19 protein-coding genes and 1 pseudogene are annotated in these 21,004 nt (G+C 66.5%); 10 read left to right on the top strand and 10 right to left on the bottom strand.

Translation table 11 applies throughout. The features are described 5' to 3' along the window. Nucleotides 1-158 precede the first annotated feature (158 nt). Nucleotides 159-1,085, bottom strand: a complete 927-nt coding sequence (locus tag ACVBEQ_RS07960) for a dihydrodipicolinate synthase family protein (protein WP_447152783.1) — start codon at nt 1,083-1,085, stop codon at nt 159-161. Between the two features lie 159 nt (nt 1,086-1,244). Here ACVBEQ_RS07960 and ACVBEQ_RS07965 point away from each other — a divergent pair, with 159 nt between their 5' ends. Beyond that, nucleotides 1,245-2,240, top strand: coding sequence for a LacI family DNA-binding transcriptional regulator (locus ACVBEQ_RS07965; RefSeq protein WP_447152883.1), 996 nt, complete (start codon nt 1,245-1,247; stop codon nt 2,238-2,240). Nucleotides 2,241-2,361: 121 nt separating this feature from the next. On the opposite strand, the gene ACVBEQ_RS07970 is transcribed toward ACVBEQ_RS07965, so the two are convergent. Beyond that, complete coding sequence (locus ACVBEQ_RS07970) at nt 2,362-2,778, bottom strand: DUF6223 family protein (protein WP_447152784.1); 417 nt, start codon at nt 2,776-2,778, stop codon at nt 2,362-2,364. A gap of 240 nt (nt 2,779-3,018) precedes the next feature. On the opposite strand from ACVBEQ_RS07970, the gene ACVBEQ_RS07975 reads away from it, so the two are divergent. Beyond that, on the top strand, nt 3,019-4,131 hold the full coding sequence (locus ACVBEQ_RS07975; RefSeq protein ID WP_447152785.1) for a sensor histidine kinase: 1,113 nt from the start codon (nt 3,019-3,021) through the stop codon (nt 4,129-4,131). Then, complete coding sequence (locus ACVBEQ_RS07980) at nt 4,128-4,787, top strand: response regulator (RefSeq protein ID WP_447152786.1); 660 nt, start codon at nt 4,128-4,130, stop codon at nt 4,785-4,787. The genes ACVBEQ_RS07975 and ACVBEQ_RS07980 overlap by 4 nt, the downstream gene beginning before the upstream one ends. A gap of 15 nt (nt 4,788-4,802) precedes the next feature. On the opposite strand, the gene ACVBEQ_RS07985 is transcribed toward ACVBEQ_RS07980, so the two are convergent. The 3 genes from ACVBEQ_RS07985 to ACVBEQ_RS07995 all read right to left on the bottom strand — a co-directional run bounded on the left by ACVBEQ_RS07985 (nt 4,803) and on the right by ACVBEQ_RS07995 (nt 7,308). Further along, complete coding sequence (locus ACVBEQ_RS07985; protein WP_447152787.1) at nt 4,803-6,074, bottom strand: M23 family metallopeptidase; 1,272 nt, start codon at nt 6,072-6,074, stop codon at nt 4,803-4,805. A gap of 91 nt (nt 6,075-6,165) precedes the next feature. Then, the gene (locus tag ACVBEQ_RS07990; RefSeq protein WP_447152788.1) at nt 6,166-6,546 is read right to left on the bottom strand and encodes a hypothetical protein; all 381 of its coding nucleotides are present in this window, start codon (nt 6,544-6,546) and stop codon (nt 6,166-6,168) included. A 177-nt stretch (nt 6,547-6,723) separates the two neighbouring features. Further along, nucleotides 6,724-7,308 (bottom strand): alpha/beta fold hydrolase, encoded by a 585-nt coding sequence (locus ACVBEQ_RS07995; RefSeq protein ID WP_447152789.1) that lies wholly within the window; start codon nt 7,306-7,308, stop codon nt 6,724-6,726. Between the two features lie 291 nt (nt 7,309-7,599). Here ACVBEQ_RS07995 and ACVBEQ_RS08000 point away from each other — a divergent pair, with 291 nt between their 5' ends. Next, nucleotides 7,600-8,823, top strand: a complete 1,224-nt coding sequence (locus ACVBEQ_RS08000; RefSeq protein WP_447152790.1) for an IS110 family RNA-guided transposase — start codon at nt 7,600-7,602, stop codon at nt 8,821-8,823. 56 nt (nt 8,824-8,879) lie between these two features. On the opposite strand, the gene ACVBEQ_RS08005 is transcribed toward ACVBEQ_RS08000, so the two are convergent. Together ACVBEQ_RS08005 and ACVBEQ_RS08010 are read right to left on the bottom strand one after the other, a co-directional pair. Then, a complete protein-coding gene (locus ACVBEQ_RS08005) occupies nt 8,880-9,443 on the bottom strand; it encodes a dihydrofolate reductase family protein (protein ID WP_447152884.1) in 564 nt (187 codons plus the stop codon). 144 nt (nt 9,444-9,587) lie between these two features. Next, on the bottom strand, nt 9,588-10,058 hold the full coding sequence (locus tag ACVBEQ_RS08010) for a class I SAM-dependent methyltransferase (RefSeq protein WP_447152791.1): 471 nt from the start codon (nt 10,056-10,058) through the stop codon (nt 9,588-9,590). A 272-nt stretch (nt 10,059-10,330) separates the two neighbouring features. Between ACVBEQ_RS08010 and ACVBEQ_RS08015 the strand changes: the two genes are divergently transcribed. After that, nucleotides 10,331-10,843 (top strand): putative immunity protein, encoded by a 513-nt coding sequence (locus ACVBEQ_RS08015; protein WP_447152792.1) that lies wholly within the window; start codon nt 10,331-10,333, stop codon nt 10,841-10,843. 25 nt (nt 10,844-10,868) lie between these two features. Here the strand turns inward: ACVBEQ_RS08015 and ACVBEQ_RS08020 are convergent, their stop codons facing one another. Continuing rightward, the gene (locus ACVBEQ_RS08020; protein ID WP_447152793.1) at nt 10,869-11,213 is read right to left on the bottom strand and encodes a histone-like nucleoid-structuring protein Lsr2; all 345 of its coding nucleotides are present in this window, start codon (nt 11,211-11,213) and stop codon (nt 10,869-10,871) included. 184 nt (nt 11,214-11,397) lie between these two features. On the opposite strand from ACVBEQ_RS08020, the pseudogene ACVBEQ_RS08025 reads away from it, so the two are divergent. Both ACVBEQ_RS08025 and ACVBEQ_RS08030 read left to right on the top strand, forming a co-directional pair. After that, nucleotides 11,398-12,652, top strand: a pseudogene (locus ACVBEQ_RS08025) (MFS transporter). Between the two features lie 63 nt (nt 12,653-12,715). Beyond that, nucleotides 12,716-13,597 carry an HAD hydrolase family protein gene (locus tag ACVBEQ_RS08030; RefSeq protein ID WP_447152794.1) on the top strand — a complete coding sequence of 294 codons (882 nt, stop codon included), beginning with the start codon at nt 12,716-12,718 and terminating at the stop codon, nt 13,595-13,597. A 109-nt stretch (nt 13,598-13,706) separates the two neighbouring features. Here the strand turns inward: ACVBEQ_RS08030 and ACVBEQ_RS08035 are convergent, their stop codons facing one another. Both ACVBEQ_RS08035 and ACVBEQ_RS08040 read right to left on the bottom strand, forming a co-directional pair. Then, the gene (locus ACVBEQ_RS08035; protein ID WP_447152795.1) at nt 13,707-16,073 is read right to left on the bottom strand and encodes a sulfatase-like hydrolase/transferase; all 2,367 of its coding nucleotides are present in this window, start codon (nt 16,071-16,073) and stop codon (nt 13,707-13,709) included. Nucleotides 16,074-16,245: 172 nt separating this feature from the next. Next, nucleotides 16,246-17,517: an MFS transporter gene (locus tag ACVBEQ_RS08040; RefSeq protein ID WP_447152796.1), complete on the bottom strand. Its 1,272-nt coding sequence runs from the start codon at nt 17,515-17,517 to the stop codon at nt 16,246-16,248. A gap of 285 nt (nt 17,518-17,802) precedes the next feature. Here ACVBEQ_RS08040 and ACVBEQ_RS08045 point away from each other — a divergent pair, with 285 nt between their 5' ends. The 3 genes from ACVBEQ_RS08045 to ACVBEQ_RS08055 are packed head-to-tail and all read left to right on the top strand — an operon-like array spanning nt 17,803 to nt 21,004. Beyond that, nucleotides 17,803-19,176, top strand: coding sequence for an ABC transporter substrate-binding protein (locus ACVBEQ_RS08045; protein WP_447152797.1), 1,374 nt, complete (start codon nt 17,803-17,805; stop codon nt 19,174-19,176). 4 nt (nt 19,177-19,180) lie between these two features. Beyond that, nucleotides 19,181-20,077, top strand: a complete 897-nt coding sequence (locus ACVBEQ_RS08050; protein WP_447152798.1) for a carbohydrate ABC transporter permease — start codon at nt 19,181-19,183, stop codon at nt 20,075-20,077. Then, a complete protein-coding gene (locus tag ACVBEQ_RS08055; protein WP_447152799.1) occupies nt 20,078-21,004 on the top strand; it encodes a carbohydrate ABC transporter permease in 927 nt (308 codons plus the stop codon).

The raw sequence follows: 21,004 nt of genomic DNA on the forward strand, positions 1-21,004 counted from the left end.
GCCGCGGCGTGCGGCGGCCCCAGCCCTGATCCGCGCAGGCGACTGCCCAAAGGCGGATCGGTGCAGGGCTCGGTCGATCGGCCCGGGCGGCATGCCCTGGTCCGGTACCGACCGGCCGGACCATCAGCGGGCGTCGGCCGATACTGATGGTCGGTGGGTCAGATGATGCCCGCGGCCTTGAGGGCGTCGGCGATCTCGACGTCGGCACCCTCGGCCAGCGGCAGCAGCGGGCTGCGGACGGTGGCGTGGGCCAGGACGCCGCGGGAGACCAGGGCGTGCTTGAGGGCGACGGTGCCCTCCATGTGCGAGCCCCGGTGGTAAACGGCCTTGGTCAGCGGCAGCAGCTGATCGTGGATCTTCTTGGCGGCGGTCCAGTCCTGCGCCTTGCCGGCCTTGATGAACTCGACCAGCAGTTCGGGGGCCATGTTGCCGTAACCGACCAACAGGCCGTCGACGTCCATGATGGTGTGCAGCAGATACTCGTCGTGGCAGGAGAAGATCTGCAGGTCCGGGTACTCGCGGCGGAGCACCGGGATCTCGGTGTCCCAGCGGCGCATGTTGCGCACACCGTTCTTCGTCCAGAACACGCCTTCCTGGCCGGCGATCTCCAGCTGGGTGTCCAGGTTGTAGTTGGCCTTGGTGTTGTCCGGGTACTGGAACATGATCTGCGGCAGCCCGGCACCTTCCCAGATGGCCTTGTACCGGTCCTGCGGGGCGCCGTCCTGGTAGCCGAAACGCAGCCAGCCGTGTGACGGGTAGGTCAGGGCGGCCTTGGCGCCGGCGGCGACGGCCCGCTGGGCCTCCTCGACGGCGACCTTGGTGCCCTCACCAGTGATGCCGGCGATGATCGCGACCTGGTCGCCGACCTCGTCGACGAGGGTTTCGATGACCTTGACCTGCTCGTCCTGGGTCAGGAAGGTGCCCTCACCGGCGTGCCCGAGCACGACCAGTGACTTGACCCCGTCGACCGAGGCCAGGAACTTGCCCAGGTCGGACAGAGCGGCGTAGTCCACGTCGCCGTCGACCGTGAACGGGGTGACCGGGGCCGGGTTCAGACCACGCAGGTCCAGATTTCCGAGAGACATCGTCGGCTCCTCCTAAGAAGCTTTGCGGGAACGTTCCGGTCAGGCGGCGCCTTGACTGCTGGAACGTTTACGGGAACGATTGCAACTATGACCGCTGAGCGTGCCGACGTCAACCCCCTCTTCGACGAGACCGCCGTCACACCGATTAGGCTCGCCGGTGTGGTGACGCTGCGGGATGTGGCCCGGGTGGCCGGTGTGAGCATCTCCACCGCATCCCGGGTGCTGGACGAACGGCTGCCGGCCTCGAAGTCCGCTGCCGCGGAACGGGTTCGGGTGGCAGCCGCCGACCTCGGCTATGTCCGGGATCCGCTGGCGTCCGGACTGCGGCGTTCCGGCACCAGCACCGTCGGGGTGATCGTGCCGAGGCTCACCGACACCGTGATGGCGATGCTCTACGAAGAGATCGCGGCCGCTGCCGCCGCGCGCGGCCTCTTCGCTGTTGTCGCCACCACAGGTGACCGGCCCGAGGCGGAACGCGTTGCGGTGCAGTCGCTGCTGCACCGCCGCGTCGACGGGATCATCCGGGCCACCGCCCGCACAGGTTCCCCGCTTCACCTGGACGGGGACAGTCGGCAGGTCCTGGTCCTGCGTACCGACGGCATCCACCCGGCCTCGATCGGCGACGACCACCTCGGCGGGTACCTGGCCACCCGAAAACTCATCGACCACGGCCACCGCAGGATCGGCCTGATCATGGGCCCGGAGTACGCGACGACCGCCGTGCAACGCCGTGCCGGGTACCGGGCCGCCCTCACCGAAGCCGGCATCGGCCTAGACGACTCACTGATTGCCGGCGACGCGTACACGATGGAGGCCGGCGAGGCTGCGGCGACCATCCTGCTCGATCGCCCCGACCCGCCCACCGCGATCTTCGCCGTCAACGACAACAACGCCATCGGCGCGATGGCAACGGCAGCCGCCCGGGGTCTGGTGATCCCCGATGACCTGTCGATCATCGGCTACAACGACATCCCGGTCGTCAGCCGCCTACCGGTTCCGCTGACGACGATCCGCGAGCCCTTCAACCACATCGCCCGCGGTGCGATCGATCTCCTGCTGGACGAGTCGCCCCACCACGACGGTGAAGTCCGCACCGTCGTGGCCACCCCCACCCTCATCCCCCGGAAGTCCACCGCCGCACCTCGGTCGCGCTGACACCTGCGGCGTCAGGGCTGACCGAGACAATCCGCAAATGCGGGGTTCACGTTGCGGAAGTTGTCGACGCTGCACCAACCGTTGAGGTGCTCTTGGCGAACTGACGTCCGCTCCCGACAGATCAGGCTCGAGACGTGATCCCGACCGGTTGATCGGCTCGGTGGGACCGTTTCAAGACGCGGCCACCGACCGCCATGGCGAGCAATCCGATCAGGACGGCCAGGAGTCCACCGACAATTCCCGACCCGCTGCCGGGACCACCGTCGGCGAACAGCACGACGGTTCCGCCGATCACCGAGCCGGCCAGCCCGGCCACCAGTGCCAGGATGGCTTTTCTCCGCTGAGTTCTGGGACCACCAAGAATGCGGGCCCGTGCCGCCCCGCCCGTGACCAACCCGATCAGCCCGACCGCGGCTGCGACCAGGGACCAGAGACGGCCCGCGGTCAGCGTGTAGGCAGAGGTGTCGGCCTGCTGTAGTGCCGTGTCGGCAGCCGCCGGTGAGGCAAGCGCGAGGAATGCGATGAGAAACGCGACCATTGTGACTGCTTTGCGCACGGACATGAAATGTCCCTCTCTCCGTCGGATTGGATGTCATCAATCCTTTCCGACGGGCACATCACTCGTCGTCCGGCAGGCGCCGACAATTCGAACGGCACCCGCGACGTATCCGGGCTACCGCGGACGCGGTGCAGGCGCCGAAAGTACCGCTGCGGCGGTAGGCGAATGCTCATCCCGGCGGTGGACGCGACGACGCCGGTGACTGGCTATCGTGAGAATGTGGCCAAGAGACGTTCCAGCGTCGTGGACTGGGCGGTCGCCGCGGCTGTGACAGCGGCGTTAATGATCACTGCGCTGCCCGCTGCGCCATTCTCGGGCACCCTGGAACTCCTGGGTGTGGGGCTGGTGGTCATATCCGGTTTGGCCCTGGCTGCGAGCCGGTGGGCATCGGTGCCGGTGCTCGCCGTCACCGGGTCGTGCGCGCTGGGTTACGTCGCCGTTGGTGTCGACGTCCCTGCGATCGCCTTTCTGGTGGCGGTGTACGGCGCATTCCGGGCAGGACATCGAATGGTCGCGGTCGCCGCATCGGTGGTCATGCTGATTGCCGTTCCCTTCGCCTTGTGGGCAGCACATCAGGATTGGCCCTTCGCTGACGTGCTCATGCAGTCGCGGGACATCCTGCCGCTGGCCTGGTTGGTCGCCGCTGGTGCGGCGGGTGAAGCCCTGCGGCAGGCCGAACGCCGGGCCGAAGAGGCCGAGCGCACTCGTGAGGAGGTGGCTCTGCGCCGGGCGGACGAGGAGCGGCTGCGCATCGCGCGCGAGCTGCACGACTCGCTCACCCACCAGATCTCGGTCATCAAGGTGCAAGCGGAAGTCGCCGTTCATCTCGCTCGCAAACAGGGAAAACCGGTGCCGGAGTCCCTACTGGCCATCCTCGAAGCCGGCCGGGAAGCGACCAGGGAATTGCGGTCGACCCTGGAGGCGCTCCGGCACGACGAGACACCGGCGCCCGGACTCGACAGCCTCCCGGCCCTCGTGCGGCAGGCCCACAGTTCGGGTCTGGAAACGCATCTCACCATCGACGGGGACCAGACCAGTGTTCCGACGGCGGTGGACCGAACCGCGTACCGGATCGTTCAGGAATCGCTGACGAACATCACCCGGCACGCCGCCGCCACAATTGCGTCGGTACGCCTCGATTACCGTCCTGACGCTCTTGTCATCCAGATCGATGACGACGGAACCGCCACGTCGGACGCCGCACCGGCGCCCGGCGTCGGGCTGCTCGGCATGCGTGAAAGGGTGACCGCCCTCGGGGGACAGTTGCACGCGGCACCGCGCAGTGAGGGCGGTTTCAGCGTGCACGCCGAGCTTCCGGTGCGTCCGACATGATCCGCGTCCTGCTGGTCGACGACCAGCCCCTGATCCGTAGCGGGTTCCGTGCGCTGCTCGCGGCCGAGGACGACATCCAGGTGGTGGCAGAGGCTTCGGACGGCCGGCAGGCGCTCGAGCTGGCGAGGGAACACCTGCCCGACGTCGCGCTCGTCGATATTCAGATGCCGGTCCTCGACGGCATCGAGGTGACCCGGGGCATCGCCGCGGACCCGACACTGGCGACGGTGCAGGTCGTCATCCTGACCAACTACGGGATCGACGAGTATGTGTTCCAGGCCCTCCGCGCCGGCGCCGCCGGATTTCTGGTCAAGGACATCGTTCCGGAGGACTTCCTGCACGCCGTCCGGGTCGCCGCAAGGGGTGATGCGCTGCTTGCGCCGTCCATCACCCGCAAACTGATCGAGACCTATGTCAGCAGGCCGACTGTGGCCCGCGGCGATGCTGACCTGAGCGGACTGACCAACCGGGAGAGTGAAGCCGTCGCCCTCGTCGCACAAGGACTGTCCGACAGCGAGATCGGTCACCGGATGGTGATCAGCTCGGCGACCGCCAAAACCCACGTCAACCGCGCCATGACCAAACTGCACGCTCGCGACCGGGCTCAGCTTGTCATTTTCGCGTACGAATCCGGTCTCGTCGGGCGCACGGCCTGAGTGGGACGCTCGGGTTCACGGAGTCGGGAACTGCACGATGTCCGCGCTGAGCGGCAGCTGGTCGGTGCGGGGACCGGAGCCTGTGGTGTCGACCTCGATGGGAGTGGTGGCCGGGTCGTTGGCCAGCAGGTCGGCGAGCGCGGGGCCGCGTCCGGTCAGGGTGAAACTGTCGAACTCGTACGGTAGGCCGTCGGCGGCCAGCGCCGACGGCCGGTCCATCAGTTGGAAATGCAGGTGCGGCCCGGTGGAGCTGCCCGAATTCCCGGTGCGGGCTATTTCCTGGGCATTGGTCACGCGGTCTCCCGTCGTGACCCGGACGGACCCGGGTTTCAAGTGCGCGTAGAACGCGTATCGGCCGTCCGCCAGTTCGAGGATGACGAAATTGCCGTTTGCCTGCTCGAGGGTGACAGGCTTTGCCGCTTCCGGGATCTGATCCGGGTAGCCATCTTGGGCGGCCGCAACCTTCGCGTCGGCAATGGCCAGCACCGGTTGGTCGTAGGTCGGCCAGCTCTCGTTCTTCGCCTTGTCTCCGACCACCAGGAAACCCTGTTGATTGATTTTGTTGAAATCGATGGCGAATCGTTGCGCTACCCACAATCCGTTGTTGACCGGTTGGGCGGTCCTGCGGTGCGGGCCATCGCAGCAGCTGCCCACCGCGAACCAACCGGCACCTTCCAGCGGTGGTCCGATGACGGTGGGCGGGTTGGTGTCGACGTCGGCGGCGCCGCCCTCGGACGTGATGGATTCGGGCACGGGCAGATCCGGCGGCACGCTGACGGTGAGCCGGTGGTCGATGCGGGCGGGCACTGCGACCGGGTCGTCCAGCGTGACGTCCATCCAGAGGACGCCCACCGTCGACGGCGCAAGTTCGGTAGTCGGTGTGCTGCTGGCGGTGAGCACGGACATGGCCGCGGTGAGCCGGTCCGCGGTCAAGGTCTGCAGTACGGTGCCCGTTGCCGCGTCTCTGACGGCGACCTCCGTGATGGTGGAGGCGACCGGGAATGCATTGGTCAGGTGCAGCTCGTAGACCAGATGCACCTTGGCATCGGTGCCGGTGAACCAGCGGGGTGTCGACGGCACTCTCATGAGTGCCGGGGTGAATTGGTCCGTCTGCCCGTCGGAGGGTGCCGTCGTCGGTGCGGTGGTCGATGCGGTCGTCGCGCTGACATTCGCTTGATCTGCAACGGTGCCGGTGGTGCACGCGGCCAGCAGCAGGACCACGCATCCGAATGCGGCGATCCGCACGATGTTCGTCGCCCCTGTGCTGCGGTGACCTCGACGCGTCATGCTCGGCCTCCCCGGATCCGGTCGCATCCGGTCGAGCCTAAGCGGAGGATCCGGCCTTCGCCGGTGTCACGACCGGTCCCCGCAGCCGGGGTCAGTTCGACCGGGAGGCAAAGAATGCATTTGCTCTCGACGAATACAGGATCAGCAGGATGACCAGGCTGACGATGGCGGAGCCCAACGCGGAGTTCCGGGTCTGATTGTTGTCGGAACTGATCCACGTGAGGACGGCCGACCCGATTTGAATGACCGACACCACGGCGACGATGAGCCGGGCCGTGTTGTTGCCGTCGGCCAACCCCTTCGCCACCGCGAGGTAGATGAGGCCGAGAACAATGAACAGGATGCCGGCCCAGGCAACGCCGGTTGCCGTGACGGCGATGATCCCGGCGATGATCGACCCGATGCCGCCGATGACGGTCAGCACGACCACCACCGTCACGAGCCCGGGCCTGCGAACTGTTGGTGCTGTCATGACGGCGAGCCTTTCGTCCGGGACCGCTACATCGCGGCGTGATCCTGATGACTCTGTCCGACGGTACGAGCGAATACTTGTCCTGCCATTGAGTCCGCCCCCCAATGTTGTGGCCGGGCTGAACCCCTGTAACCCCTAGGGGAGCGCCAAATCCACGTCCGAAGCCAGCGGCCGCCGTCAGCCGTTGAGAACGCGCTTGTCGATGAAGTCCAAGACCGACGCGGCCAGCGCGTCCGGGTGGGTCACCGGCACCATGTGCGCACCACCGTGCAGTGTCTCGGAGGACCCCCGCCCGGTGGACGCGGCCAGTTCGGCGGCCCAGTCGGCCGGGCAGATCGCGTCGTGTGGGCCCCGGACGACCAGCACCGGGCAGGTCACATCGGCCAACGTGCGGTCAATGCGATGCTGCCGCGCGGCGTTCATCCCCCGTGCCATGGAGACCGGACCGGTCCGTGCGTAAGCCCCCACCAGAAGTGGCACCTGGCTGGGGCGCTCGTGGACCGCGGTACGCAGCCAGCGGCCGCCGAGCGCCGACCAGGTGGTCGCGCGGGGGTCTGTGGTCGGGCCCACCAATACGAGACCGGCGACGCGGTCGGGTGCGAGAACCGCTGCTTCGGCAGCGATCTGGCAACTCGCCGAATGCCCGATGATCACCACCGGGCCGCCGACCGGCACCTCACCCAGAAGGAGCGTCGCAAGCCGCTCCGGTGCCGGGTCGATCCTGCCGGACGCGCGGCGGCCGAACGCCGGGAGCAGGATCACGGTGCGGGCAAAGCCGATGAGCCGGTCCAGCGTGGGCCGTGCGACGGCGACCGAGAGCCCTAATGGGAGTACAGCCGACGGTGTGCAAGTCTGCTGTCCGAGCCGCCGGCGCGGTGAACACTTTGCCAAACCCAGGCACGCGATGCCTAGGGCTAGATCGTGTCCCGCGCTGGTTGGTGAGGAGTCTGTAGGGCTGGTGGGATGTCGTGCCGATGTGAGCACTGATCCATTAGGTAGCACCCGGTCTCCTCGTGGCTCGCCGATGTTCCTGCGGCGTGAGGAGGACGCCAGGTGTTGTTCGTGGGTGATGACTGGGCCGAGGACCACCACGACGTCGACCTCGTCGGCGACGACGGCCGCCGGCTGGGTAAGAAGCGGTTCCCGGAGGGTGTGACGGGGCTGGCCGGTTTTCACGCGTTGATCGCTGATCACTTACCGGAGGATGCTGATCCGTCGGACGTGGTGATCGGGATCGAGACCGACCGCGGTCCGTGGGTGCAGGCGTTGATCGCAGCCGGGTACACCGTGTATGCGGTCAACCCGTTGCAGGCAGCCAGGTATCGGGAACGGCACGGCACCTCCGGATCGAAGAGCGACCCGGGCGATGCGCATGTGCTGGCCGAGCTGGTGCGGCTGGACCGGGCGCATCACCGACCCGTGGCCGGTGACAGCGACACCGCCGAACACGTCAAGATCCTGGCCCGCACGCACCAGAGCATGATCTGGTCCCGGCAGCGGCAGGCGAACATGCTGCGCTCGATGCTGCGGGAGTTCTACCCCGCTGCGTTGCTCGCCTTCGGTGACGACCTGACCGGGAGGGACGCACTCGCGGTTCTCGCGGCCGCGCCAAGCCCGGACCAGGGCAAACGGCTGACCACCGCACGGGTGATCACCTTGCTGCGGCGAGCAGGACGGCAACGCAACCATCAGGCCGCGGCGGAGCGGATCGTTGCCGCGTTACACACCGAGCAGCTGACCGCGCGACCCGGCGTGGTCACCGCCTACGCGGCGAGTACCTCGGCGTTGGTCGCGATCCTGTCGGAGCTGTCCCGGCAGGTCGAGGCGCTGGCCGAGCAGGTGGGTGCGGGTTTTGGCCGGCACCCGGACGTTGAGATCTACCTGAGCCAGCCCGGGCTCGGACAGATCCTCGGTGCCCGGGTGCTTGCCGAGTTCGGCGACGACCCCAAGCGTTACGCCGATTCCAGGGCCCGGAAGAACTACTCCGGGATGGCCCCGGTGACCAAGACGTCCGGGAAAAGCCGGGTCGTGCTCGCCCGGCACACCCGAAACCGACGCTTGGCAGATGCGTTGTACCAGCAGGCGTTCAGCGCACTCACCACATCGCCCGGCGCTCGCGCGTACTACGACGCGCACCGAGCCCGCGGCAACACCCACCACCAAGCCCTCCGCGCCCTGGGCAACCGCCTTGTCGGGATCCTCGACGGCTGCCTTCGGCACCACACGAGATACGACGAGCAGATTGCCTGGCGCATCCTGACCGCGGCAGCCGCTTGACAAGTTGCAGCCGTGGGATATCTAGCCCGGGCACCGCGACGATGGTCGGGGATGGGTCAATGCGCCTGCTCGCGGACTCGTCGGTAGCACTCATAGATCACCCGCGATCCGAAGGTCCTGGTGTCAACTAAATCCAGCGTGATCTCACGGGTGACCGGCGGCAGGAAGGGCGTCCCGCCACCCACAACGACCGGATTCCGGAACATGCGCAGCTCATCGACGAGGTCGAGTTCGATCGCTGCGGCGGCCAGGCCGGCGCCGCCGATCGAGATGTGCTTGTCGGTCGCGTGGAGTGCCGCGGCGACCTCCTCGGCGATCGATCCCTCGGCCAGCCGTGCGTTGCCCTGAACACTGTCGAGTGTGCGGCTGAAGACGACCTTCGGGATCGCAGACCAGATGTCGGCGAACGCCGCCCCGTCCTCGTCGTCGCGCATCGACGGGTCCGTCTCCCACGGCAGCATCGTCTCGTAGAGCCTGCGGCCGCACAGATGGACGCCAAGTTCACGTATCTCGTCGGTATGGAACCGGAATTGCTCCTCGTTGGGGACCGACCACCCGAACCCGCCGGCGCGGTCGGCGATGAACCCGTCCGCCGACACGCTCATCGAATAGATCAACATCATTCACGCCCGTCCCGGGCGGGGGACGGACATGGCCGCGACGAATTGTCCTGATGAGGCTGACATCGGCGATCTCCGTTTCTGTGCAGGCGGCCGGACCGGGGCCGGGACAGATCATCCGGCGGCACGACCATAGCGCGACGTTCACATGGCCCGTCGCTGGGCGATGTGCGCTCCGAGCGGGCGGTGGTCGGCCGATCGTCGGGAATGGATCGCGGTCACGATCAGGCCGAGACCGTTCAGGCGTCGCGTCAGCTCGGCTGCCGACCACCACCAGGCCGAAAACCAGGTGAGCACGCCGCCAAGTGATCCGTCTTTGACACCGAGGTCATCGAAGGCGCCGGTCCGGAACGTCGCATTCGGGAAGTTCCGGTGTGCCATTTCGACGAAGCTCGTGGTCGGGTCGATACCGATCGCGTCGATGCCCACGTCATTCAGCAGAGCCGTCCATTGTCCTGGGCCACATCCTGCATCCACCAGCGGACCGGCCACGGAGTCGGCCCACTGCAGGACAAACTCGCGGTCGTCCGGATGCAGGGCATCCACCGACCCGAACAGGGCGGCGTACTCGTCCGCCCGTGCGGCGTAGGCGTCGAAAACCCGGGTGTCAGCCACACCGGCAGCCTAGGAGAGCATTTGGCTCACCGTGGCATGCCGCCCCGAGGTCTGGAGCGCCGGATGATCGGAATTATCGGGATGAAGATCATCAACCGCGGCATACCTGTTAGGCGCGCGGCATTCGCGGGAATTGTGAGAACAGGTCGCTGTGTTCCCATGCCCCGCGTCCTAGGCCCGCGCGGTACAACAGCGCGCCGCCGGGCCGCCCCCACAACCGGTGCGGCCGCGACCCGGCACGGTCGTCGGCTCTGGGTGATACAAGTGCCACCATGATCCTGCCGAAGGTCCGCGACCCTCGCTTCGTGACGATCCGCCGCGGTGGGACCCTTACCGACGCGGATCACCATCACCTCGCGCTCTGGGCCGCGACGTGCGCAGAACACGTCCTGCACCTTTTCGAATCGGCTCGTCCGGCGGATCCCCGGCCGCGTCAGGCGATCGAGCACGCCCGCGCCTGGGTACGCGGCGAGGTCACGATGACCCAAGCCCGCGCGGCCGGCGGCCATGCGATGGGGGCGGCCAGGGACTTGCGGGGTGCCGAACGGCATGCCGCCTATGCAGCGGGCCAGGCCGGTGCGGTTGCGCACGTTGCCGCGCACGAACTCGGCGCGGCTGCCTACGCGATCAAGGCCGTACGGGCGGCGGCGGACGGCGATGTCGAGCCTGCAGGACGACGTGAGTGCCACTGGCAGCGTGACCAGCTTCCGGTGGCGATCCGTGAACTGGTGTTGGACGACCAGCGGCTGCGCAACGACATCTGTTGGTCGGTGTTCGACTGCTGAGATCCACTCCGACCGACGGCTCCGCTCAGTGCGCGGCGTCGAACGCTTCCTGGATCGACTTCGAGATCCGGCCGCGGTTGGAAATCTCGAACCCGTTGCTGCGTGCCCATTCCCGGACGGCCTGCGTCTGGTCGCGGCTCGGCCGGGCCACGGGCGCCTTTGCGCCACGCTTCACCGGGCGGGCCTTGACGGGCTTGACCGGCGACGCCGCGTCCACGAACTTCGCCAGCTTCGCGCGGAGACGCTCTGCATTGGCGGCGCTGAGATCGATTTCGTAGTCGGTGCCGTCGAGGTTGAACGTCACCCTGCTGACGTCGTCCTCGGAACCGTCGAGGTCGTCGGCCAGGTAGGTGCGGGTGATGAGAGCCATGCCCGCGACCGTACCTTTGTCGCCGATATGTCAGGCACTCAATGGCGGAGTGTCGGGAGCTTTCCTGGCGTATATCTCGCAGCAGGAACGTCCCCTTCGCGGTGGACCGCCGACATGACGGCGAGAACCGTTGCCCACAGCGAGTCGCAAGCGGCCGAATGCCTCGGCTCCGTGCGACTAGGCTCTGCCGATTGTGATTCGACTGGCCGAGTTGGTGGCCCCGTCCCGATTGGGCGTCGGGTTCCGCTGGCTGTTGCCGTCATCGTGGCTGACGAACCTGGGCGACGGGTTCGCACTGGCGGCGGGTCCATTGCTGGTGGCGTCACTCACCGACGACGCATTCCTGGTCGCGTTGGCGGCGACGTTCCAGTGGTTGCCGCCGCTGCTCTTCGCGCCGATTGCGGGTGCCGTGACTGACCGGCACAACAGGCTCCGGATTGTCGTGCTGGTCAACCTTGCGCGGGTCGGCATGCTGGCCGTGCTCGTGCTCGTGCTCGCGATCGTCACCGGCAGAGGATCCATTGGGGTCGTGCTGGCGGCGCTGTTCCTGCTGTCCACCGCCGAGGTCTTCGCCGATACCAGCACCCAGACCCTGCTGCCGATGCTCGTGGCCCGAGACGACCTGGCAATCGCCAATTCTCGGCTCCAGACGGGCATGATCACCTTCAATCAACTGGCCGGCCCGCCGCTGGGTGCGGCGCTGTTCGTCATCGGGTCGGCGTGGCCGTTCGGTGCGGAGGCGCTGGTCGTGGGGCTGGGCGCGGTCCTGGTCTCCCGGGTTGTGCTGCCGGCGAATTCCGTTGCCGAGCGCCGGGACAGCCCGCCTGCACCACGACATCGCGGAAGGCTTCCGTTGGGTGGTTCATCACCCGGCGGTGCGGACCTTGGTGCTGACGATCTTCATCTTCAACATCACCTTCGGCGCGGCGTGGTCCGTCCTGGTGCTGTACGCCTCTCAACGGCTGGGGCTCGGCGACATCGGATTCGGTCTGCTGACCACCGTGATGGCGGCCGGTGGTCTGCTGGGTACGGCAAGCTACGGCTGCATCACCCGCCGGGTCAGCCTGGGCAACATCATGCGCGCCGGGCTCATCGTCGAGACGCTGACTCATCTGGCGCTGGCGCTGACCACCACCGCATGGGTCGCGGTGCCGGTCTTCCTGGCGTTCGGCGCACACGCCTTCATCTGGGGCACCACCTCGATCACCATTCGTCAGCGGGTGGTGCCGACGCATCTGCAGGGCCGGGTGGGCAGCGTGAACATGGTCGGCACGTATGGCGGCCTGGTGATCGGCTCGGGGATCGGCGGTGTGCTCGCCCAGCATTACGGTGTCACCGCGCCGTTCTGGTTCGCCTTCGTCGGTTCGGCCGTCTTCGTGGTGGTCATCTGGCGTCAGCTGAGCCATATCGCCCATGAGGATCGGCGGCCGAGCCGGTGACGGCGCCCGGTCATACATCGCTCGGCCACAGGTGAACCGTCGCGGCAGGTAGCGTCTCCAGGCGTGCAGGCTGGGGCGAACGCGCGAACAACCACCGGGAGTCGGGCAGTCTTTCTCGATTTCGACGGGACCTACGCGGACCACGGAGTCGTACCGGACGGCCACGTCCGGGCGGTGCGTGCGGTGCGCGCAGCGGGCCACCGGGTCTTCCTGTGCACCGGACGGCCGCGCTCGATGATCGATCCGGCCGTGCTGGCCGAGTTGGACGGGTTCGTCGCGGCGGCCGGCGGCTACGTCGAGATCGACGGAAAAGTGTTGACAGATCACCGATTCCCCCGGGATTTGGCTGCGCAGGTGGTGTCCCTCCTGGACGAGCATGACGTCGCGTACCTGCTGGAGGCACCCGAGGCGGTGTACGGCCCGCTCGGCGTCGACCGGCGTCTGGCTGCCCTGTTGCTCGTACACCTGCGGTCCGCCGATCAGCCGGAGCGGGAAGGACCACGGGACATCCTGGACGTGCTGCGCATGTCGGACGACCTGACCGGCGCTTCCTTCAGCAAGATCACCTGCTTCGAATCCCCGGCACCCGTCACAACCATCGCCGAACAGATCGGACCCGAGATCGGTGCGCTGCCCAGCTCGATCCCAGATATGGGAGATTCCGCAGGCGAGCTCTACCTGTCCCGCATCAACAAAGCACTCGGGATTCAAACGGTCATCGATCACTTCGGAATCGGGCGGGACGATGTCGTCGCGGTCGGGGACGGACTGAACGACATCGAGATGTTGCAATTCGCCGGTACGCCCGTCGCGATCGAGGGGAGCGATCCACGGGTGATGACCGTGGCCGACCATATCGCCGCGGGACCACATCAGGAGGGCCTTGTTCCGCTTTTCGCCCAGCTCGGATTGATCGATGCGGCCCCACGCCAAAGCTCGCGATAGCGGCCCGGTGGTCTGTTCCGGTTCAACGCCATTACCCGCTTCGAGCTCGCACCAAGGCTCTGCAGTCGTCGATCACCCCGTACAGCGCAGCCTGATTCGCGGCTGCCGATCACTGTCGCGAGATCGCCACCATGGCGACCTGTTCGGGGTCGATCAGGTGGGAGTGATCGTCGTCGCCGACGTCGATCTGAACGACATCGATGCGTCCGTTGAACCGGCTGGCACCGGCGTAGTCAGGGCTGACGGGCATGCCGTAGTCGTCGCCGATATCCGTGGTTTCATCCGCGGAGAAGATCAGCGGCTGTGTCATATCGACCCGGCCGGTGCCGACACCGGTGCCGTCGTAGTACAGCGTGACGGTGCCGCCCTTTGCGAGGCCACCGCCGTCGTAGGCGAACTCGGCGCGGACCTGGTGCTTTCCGGCCGAAAGGTCCTCAGTCGCCTCGGTGACGAATTCCTGCATGCCCAGGACGTTGTAGACAAATTTGACCCGGTTCTGTTTGAGATAGAACGCCCAGCCACCGAACCGACCGCCCTGAGCGATCAGCACGCCGCTCGAGGGATCGTCGGAGGTCGTGTGGATGGACGCGGTCACACTGAACGACCGGTTCTTGATGTCGATGACGCTGCCTTCGCTGAGCCGTTTCATCCCAGCGAACAACACCTGGCTGGTGCCGGTGATCAGCTGCGGTCGGCCGGCGATGGTCGCGTTGAGCCTCTCGAACCGGCGGTCGTCGATCGGCAGCACGTTGTACTTGACAGCTTCGATCAGCCAGAGCCGTTGCAGTTTGGCGAGCCGCTCCGGCTGCTCCGCAGCAAGGTCCCTGGCCTGGGACCAGTCGGCGCTGCCGTCGTAGAGCTCCCACACGTCATCGTCCAACGCGGGCACCGCCGCCGCAGGCAACCAGGGAATGCTGTGCTGGGTGACGGCGCTCCAGCCCTTGAAATAGATGCCCCGATTGCCGGCCATCTCGAAGTACTGCAGGTCGTGACGTTCTGGGGCATCCTGCGCCTCGAAGGTGTACACCATGCTGGTGCCCTCGATCGGCGATTGCTGCACACCGTTGACGAAGTCCGGCTCTGGGAGGCCCGCCGCCTCGAGAATGGTTGGAGCAACGTCGATGACGTGGCAGAACTGTGACCGGAGCGCACCCTTGGCGGTGATCCCGGCGGGCCAGTGCACGATGGTGCCGTTGCGGGTGCCACCCCAGTGCGAGGCGACCTGCTTGGTCCACTGGTACGGGGTGCACATCGCCCACGCCCAGCCCACGGCGTAGTGGTTGTAGGCGTCCACGGTGCCGAGTTTGTCTTTCACCGATTCCATGAATTCGGGTGTCTCGATGGCGGACATGCCGTTGAAATTCGCCATTTCGTTGAACGCGCCGTTGACCGTGCCCTCGGCGGACGCACCGTTGTCACCGATGATGTAGTACACCAGTGTGTTGTCCAGGGCGCCGATGCTCTCGACGGTGTCAATCAGCCGTCCGACGTGGTAATCGGTGTGTTCCAGGAACCCGGCGTAGATCTCCATCTGCCGTTCAAGCACAGGTTTGAGTGAGTCGTCCATGTCTGCCCAGGCCGGGATCTCCTGCGGCCGCGTAGTCAGTTCAGCGTCCTGGGGCACGACCCCGAGCTGTTTCTGCCGGGCGATGATGGCTTCGCGCTCCGCGTCCCATCCCGCGGCGAACTTGCCCGCGTATTTGTCGGCCCATTCCAGCGGCACGTGGTGCGGGGCGTGCGTGGCACCCGGGGCGAAGTAGACGAAGAAGGGCTTCTCCGGGGCAAGCGCCTTCTGGGTGCGGATCCAGTCAATGGCCTGGTCGGTCAAGTCCTCTGTCAGGTGGTATCCCTGCTCCGGGGTCTTCTCCGGCTCGATCGGAGCCGTCCCGTCGTAAAGGGCGGGGTAGTACTGATTGTTCTCGCCGCCGATGAAGCCGTAGAAGTGTTCGAACCCACCACCACCCGTCGGCCACGCGTCGAACGGGCCGATCGGCGAGGTCTGCCACGGCGGCACCTCGTGGCACTTGCCGAACTGGGCGGTCGAGTAGCCGTTGAGTTTCAGTGTCATCGCCAACGCGGCTTTTGTGTTGGGTCGTACGCCGCTCGAACCAGGTGCCGCCGTCGCTGTCTCGGTAATCAGGCCCATCCCGACGGAGTGGTGATTGCGGCCGCTGAGCAACGCCGCACGGGTCGGCGCGCACAGTGCGGTCGTGTGGAAACGGTTGTAAGTCAGCCCGCCGCCCTGCAACCGTTCCGCCGTAGGCATCTGCGCGGGCCCACCGAACGGACTGCCGGCGCCGTACCCCACGTCGTCGAGCAGGACGATCAGGACGTTGGGCGCTCCCTCGGGTGGCAGCAGGGGCTCGATCGGAGGGAACGTGGTGTCAGGGTCTTTCGCGTCGTACGTGGTCAGTCCCAGGTGTTGGCGATCTGGAATAGGCAGACTTCCTCGACGCGCACCCAAACGATCCACCATCACGGCTCCTCCACCTCGATCAACTCCGGATAACTGTGCCCGACCACCCGGACCCGCGGATGACACAAAGAGGATGAGACCACCAGCCCGCACCGGCGAAGTTCGGTCGCACGCGACCCGGCTGACGATGCGGACGCGCGGCGCGGTCGCCGCTGCTGTCAGGACCGGGGAATCAACCTCGTCGTCTCGGACTGAATGCGGTTCCCTCCCGCGGAACGACCAGGTCCGGCTGAGCGGGCGGTTTCGCGGCGGGTGCGGTTTCCGGGGAGCGAACAATGGCAACCAGTGCGGCCAGCGCCCAGAGCGCGAGATAGGCAGGGACGGCCGCCGGGGGAGCATGACGGCTCAGCAGGGTGGCCACCAGCGGTGCGGTGCCGCCGACGACAGCACTGCTGATCCCGTAGGCCAGTCCGACACCGGTGGCCCGGAACTCGGTCCGGAATTGCTCGGCGAGGAACGCCGGCAAGACGAACGCCCCGATGACGGTCCCGATGATCACGCTCCCGGCGAGGCCGGCCAGCATCGACCCGCTGCTCATCCACCAGTACAGCGGCACGGCAGCAATGGCGAGTGCCCCGGCAGCGGCAATCAGCACCGGCCGCCGGCCGATCGAGTCCGACACTCGGCCGAACACAGGGGCGGTCACAGCAATGGCCAGCAACCCGGCCAGTGCTGCGACCAGTGCGGCCGCCAGCGACGTTGCACCGGTTCCGGTCAGGTAACTCGGCAGGAACAGGAACCACACCGTGAACGACGCGCTGTAGGACCCCGAGATGAGGAAGCACCGCCGCACCGTCGGAAGATTCCCGATCAGCACGTGCAGCGGGCGAATGGCGTGTTCCGCAGCGCGGAAGACCGGCGATTCCACCTGACGGCTGCGCAGGTACACGCCGACGGCGCCGAGCGGCAGTGCCAACAGAAATGGAATCCGCCATCCCCAGGACTGCAAGTCGGTCGGATCGAGCAGTGCGGCGAGGACAGCGGAGATGCCGATCCCCGCCGCGAATCCCGCGGCCACCGTCGCGACGTACCACTGGCCGTATCGCCCGCGTTCGCCAGGGGTGCTCGTCTCCGTCAGGTAGGCGACCGATACGGCGATCTCGCCGCCGGCCGAGAATGCCTGCAACGCCCGCAGAGCGAGCAGGCACAGCGGTGCGGCGACGCCGATCACCGCCCACGGGGGCAGCGCGCCGATCGCCGCCGTGGCGGCCGACATCAGCAGGATTGTCGCTGCAAGGGTGTGGCGCCGGCCCGATCGGTCGGCCCGCATCCCGATGAGCAACGAACCGATCGGCCGGAACAGGCAGGAGACGGCCAAGACGGCGAACACCGTGAGGAATCCGTCCCACCCCCCGGGCGTCAGCACCACGGACAACACGGTCGCGAGGCCGGTGTACAGCGCGAAGTCGTACCACTCGATGACGTTGCCCAGGCACGCAACCACGCGTGCACGCTTCCCGCCGTCAGGCGGAACTATCTGTGGCGATGCTTCCGCAGTCACTACGCGAGCGTAACGATCAGGTGACATCCGGACAATCTGCAATTCCGCTCGCCGTCAGTACCGATCCGAAAAGACGCTTTCTCATCATTGTCCGTTTGACTCATCCTGTGTGGCAGCCACTTTGCATCCGGCGCGGCAACTCGGGCGGTAGTACTGCGGTCCCACCTCGGATGTTCATCGAGGGTCGGATCTCCGTTCCAGTTCCGTTCTTGCCGAGAGGTCCTCGCCATGACCATGTCCCGCCGCCGTTTTCTGTTCGGTTCCGTCGGATCCGTCGCAGCGCTCGGGTTGGCCGCCTGCTCGTCCGGCGACACCGGGATGGGCGGCAACAACGCCGACAGTGGCGGCTCGGCGTCGGCCGCCCCGGCCGAACTCGGCGCGAAGGCCGACACCGGTCCCGTGACCGGGACGATCTCCTTCGCATTCTGGGGCGGCAGCGCCGCCGAACAGGCGGGCTTCGAATACGCCAAGTCGATCTTCGAGAAAGAGAACCCGGGCGCCACCGTCAACCTGAAGGTCTCGCCCTACGACGGGTTCTACTCCGGCGTCGACCGCAGCATCCAGGCGGGCAGCGCGCCCGACGTCTTCCGGGTGGACTACACGACGTTCGGGCGCTACGCATCCAAGAAGGTGCTGCTCGACATGTCGCCGTACTACACCCAGGAGGAAGTGGACGAGTTCATTCCCTCTTTCTGGAATGCGATCTCGGTCGACGGCGCGCCGTACGGGGTGCCGCATCAGACGGATACGTCGGCGATCATCTTCGACGTCGCGGCACTGGAGAAAGCCGGGATCAGCAGCGTGCCGACCACGCTGGAGACAGCGTGGACGTGGGACGAATTCGGCGAGGTGGCGCAAAAGCTCCGCGGAAGCCTCGGCGGCAATCAATTCCCCTTCGCGTACAACTGGACCCAGGCCGGCGCCTACCGCTGGCTGTCCTGGCTGTACCAGGCGGGCGGCACCCTGCTGAACGCCGATCTGCGCTCGGCGGCGATCCCGAGCGAACCGGCTACCACGGCACTCGATTTCACCAAGAGCTTCTTCACCCAGAAGTGGGTCCCGGACACCAACACCATCCAGGGCACCCGCTACTCCGATGATTTCTTCCTCAAGCAGACCACCGTCATGTCGTTCATCGGCGACTTCTCGATTCCGGCGGTTGCGGACAAGGCGCAGGGGTACAAGGCCGAATGGGGAGCAACCTTCATGCCCCGGAACGCCGGTGCGGCCTCCGACCTCGGTGGCAATTCCATCGTCGCCTACGCAAAGACCGAGCAGGCCGACACCGCGGCGGCTTTCGTCAAACTGATGGGCCGCGAAGACGTCATGAAGTATTTCTGTGCCAATGCAATGGAGTTGCCGACGCGCAAGCGGCTGGCCGACACCGGGATCGACTTCGTGTACGTCCCCGACAAGATGGCTGTCTTCTCGCAGCAGGCGACCACGGTGTCGGAACAGGTGGTGGCATCAACGGTGACCCCCGCCTTCAACGACATCAACACGGCCCTGCAGGCCCAGCTCGAGTCGGCGTTCAAGGGCGCATCGACAGCGGAATCGCTGGAGAAGCTGGCTGCAGCGGTCAACTCGGCTGTCGGGGCCTGACAGAATGACGGTTCTCACCCGCCGAGCGAAGGGTGAAGGCCGGGCGGCTCTGGGGTTCCTGGCGCCCAACCTGATCATGATCACGCTGTTCCTGTTGGTGCCGTTGGGATACGCGTTCGTCATCAGCACGCAGCGCTACGAATCGCTGGGGGATCCGGTCAACATCGGGCCGGCGAATTTCATCGGGTTGCTCAACGACGCATTGTTCTGGCGATCAATCCTGAACACTGTGGTGTTCACGATCTGCACCGTACCGGTGGGGATGGCCGCGGGGTTGGCCGTCGCCGTCCTGCTCAATTCGGTCGTCCCCGCGCGGGCGTTCGTCCGGTCCGCGGTGTTCCTGCCGCTGGTCATCGCCGGGGTCAGCGTCGGGATGCTCGGGGCGTGGATCTTCGACCAGTACGACGGGTTCGTGAACAATCTGCTCCGCGTGTTCGGAATCCAGGGGCCGGACTGGCAGTCCAGCCCCGGCTGGGCGATGGTCGCCGTCGTGCTGGTCACGCTGTGGATCCGGATCGGCTTCGACATGATCATCTATCTGGCCGGTCTGCAGGCCATCGATCCGCAGCTCTACGAGGCGGCCCAGCTGGACGGTGCGACAGGCTGGCGCCGGTTCACCTCGTTGACCTGGCCGCTGCTGGGGCCGTCGACGTTCTTCCTGCTCATCATGAATCTCATCTACTCGTTCCAGGTCTTCGACACCGTCTTCGCCATGACCAGCGGCGGGCCTGACAACGCGACCACCATGCTGGTGACCTACGCGTACCGCACCGGTTTCGACGAGCACGGTCCGGGACAGCTGGGGTATGCAGCGGCGGTCGGTGTCGTCATTTTCGCGATCACCATGCTGATCACGACGATGCAGTGGCGGTACAGCAGAAGTAGGGACCAGGTGGGCTGAGTGAGCGCGATTCCATCCTTTCCCTCCGTCACCGGTAGCGATACGCCGCCGCGACGAGCGGAGGACTCTCAGCAGCGAACCGTCGTGGCCCGGGGTCGTCGCCGGCGGCACTCGGCCGGCTACTGGGTGCGGTTCGGCGTTGCCATGCTACTGGCGGTGGTCATGCTGTTCCCGTTCTACTGGATGGTGCAGACCGCGTTCTCCACCCGGGATGCGTTGTACGCGCCGGGACTGCACCTGTGGCCGACCGAGTTCACCTTCGAGAACTTCACCGAGCCGTTCACCCGTTATCCGGTGGGGCAGTGGTTCCGCAATTCACTGCTGATCGCGACCGTGACCACCGCCATCACCGTGGTGATCAACCTGCTGGCCGGCTACGCGTTCGCGAAGATGAACTTCCGGTTTCAGGGCCTGCTGTTCCTGGTCTTGTTGTCCACGATGATGATCCCGGTGCAGGCGATCATGGTGCCGCAGTTCAGGCTGATCGCGACAGTCGGCCTGTACGGCAACATCTGGGCGGTCATCCTGCCGACGGCGGCGGCCGCGTTCGGGATCTTCCTCGCTCGACAGTTCTTCCTGGCGATCCCGGACGAGTTGCTCGAGGCGGCCCGGGTCGATGGTGCCGGACGGATCCGGACCTTCGTGAGCATCGTGCTCCCGCTCAGCAAACCGTTGATCGCGACGCTGACCCTGTTGACCTTCATGGGGGTGTGGAACGACTTCGCCTGGCCGCTGATCGTCTTCTTCGGCAACGAACAGGCCTTCACCCTGCCCATCGGGTTGGTCACCGACTTCCGCGGTCAGTACTCCGCCAACTACGGCGCCATCATGGCGCTCACCTTGGTGATGGTGACTCCGATGGTGGTGCTGTTCCTGCTCTTCCAGCGCTACTTCGTCCAGGGACTGGCGCGGACCGGGATCCGCTGA

The organism is Nakamurella sp. GG22 (genome assembly GCF_052976845.2).

Excerpts from the sequence above, each read along its gene's own strand:
- ACVBEQ_RS07960 (WP_447152783.1), bottom strand. The coding sequence starts at position 1,085 with ATGTCTCTCGGAAATCTGGACCTGCGTGGTCTGAACCCGGCCCCGGTC.
- ACVBEQ_RS07970 (WP_447152784.1), bottom strand. The coding sequence starts at position 2,778 with ATGGTCGCGTTTCTCATCGCATTCCTCGCGCTTGCCTCACCGGCGGCT.
- ACVBEQ_RS07980 (WP_447152786.1), top strand. The coding sequence starts at position 4,128 with ATGATCCGCGTCCTGCTGGTCGACGACCAGCCCCTGATCCGTAGCGGG.
- ACVBEQ_RS07985 (WP_447152787.1), bottom strand. The coding sequence starts at position 6,074 with ATGACGCGTCGAGGTCACCGCAGCACAGGGGCGACGAACATCGTGCGG.
- ACVBEQ_RS07990 (WP_447152788.1), bottom strand. The coding sequence starts at position 6,546 with ATGACAGCACCAACAGTTCGCAGGCCCGGGCTCGTGACGGTGGTGGTC.
- ACVBEQ_RS08005 (WP_447152884.1), bottom strand. The coding sequence starts at position 9,443 with ATGTTGATCTATTCGATGAGCGTGTCGGCGGACGGGTTCATCGCCGAC.
- ACVBEQ_RS08015 (WP_447152792.1), top strand. The coding sequence starts at position 10,331 with ATGATCCTGCCGAAGGTCCGCGACCCTCGCTTCGTGACGATCCGCCGC.
- ACVBEQ_RS08020 (WP_447152793.1), bottom strand. The coding sequence starts at position 11,213 with ATGGCTCTCATCACCCGCACCTACCTGGCCGACGACCTCGACGGTTCC.
- ACVBEQ_RS08035 (WP_447152795.1), bottom strand. The coding sequence starts at position 16,073 with ATGGTGGATCGTTTGGGTGCGCGTCGAGGAAGTCTGCCTATTCCAGAT.
- ACVBEQ_RS08045 (WP_447152797.1), top strand. The coding sequence starts at position 17,803 with ATGACCATGTCCCGCCGCCGTTTTCTGTTCGGTTCCGTCGGATCCGTC.
- ACVBEQ_RS08050 (WP_447152798.1), top strand. The coding sequence starts at position 19,181 with ATGACGGTTCTCACCCGCCGAGCGAAGGGTGAAGGCCGGGCGGCTCTG.